Source organism: Caballeronia humi (assembly GCF_001544475.1).
In the GTDB taxonomy this organism is placed as follows: domain Bacteria; phylum Pseudomonadota; class Gammaproteobacteria; order Burkholderiales; family Burkholderiaceae; genus Caballeronia; species Caballeronia humi.
Window position 1 is genome coordinate 1 of sequence record NZ_FCNW02000236.1, and the last position, 650, is coordinate 650.

Consider the following 650-nt stretch of genomic DNA (forward strand, 5'->3'; position numbering starts at 1 on the left):
GAGGCCGAACCATGTCCAAGCCAATGCCCGCCATGGAGTTCCCTGAAATCACCGCTGAAGACGCTCATCGTTTCGAACGCGCCGTACGCATCGATGACGAGGATGCCTTCATCGCCGAGCTGAACGCTTTGATTCGAGAGAAATTTGCGGAGGCCGCGCCCTCGCCGCTTCAGCTCACCACGGACCTGCGAGCGAAAGCACGCGCGCTTCGGGCAGAGTCACCCTGGCAGCCGTCGGCGACTGATGTGCAACGCGGACGTGCAGCGTTGTTGCGCGCATACGATGCACCCGGGAACATTCCGCTGACGGAATTTGCGCGGTTCGCACACAAGTCGCGCCAACAGATTTATAAAGATCTATCAGCACAGCCTCGGCGCCTTCTCTCATTAGATGTGGGTCGTCGGGGTCAGCGACTGCCCGACTGGCAGCTTGATCCACTGAAGCTGAAATTCACGCGCGAAGCGCTCAACCGAGCGGCGTCGGTTGACTCATGGACGCTCTATCGTGCGCTGTCGTCTCGAAATGATTCGCTCGGTGGTCACTCACCTATCGAAGCCGTGACGCCAGGCAACTTCGATCAACTTGTCGAGGTTGTGCTGAGCGTGGTCGGTATTCACGGTGAGGAAGCAGTTTGATTTTGTCGATGCCAA

1 protein-coding gene is annotated in these 650 nt (G+C 58.3%); it reads left to right on the forward strand.

Annotated features, from left to right (window positions below):
* The first annotated feature begins 11 nt into the window (after window positions 1–11).
* Entirely contained in the window at window positions 12–635 is a 624-nt protein-coding gene (locus AWB65_RS35210; protein ID WP_087650387.1) for a hypothetical protein, read from the forward strand.
* The last annotated feature ends 15 nt before the right edge of the window (window positions 636–650 follow it).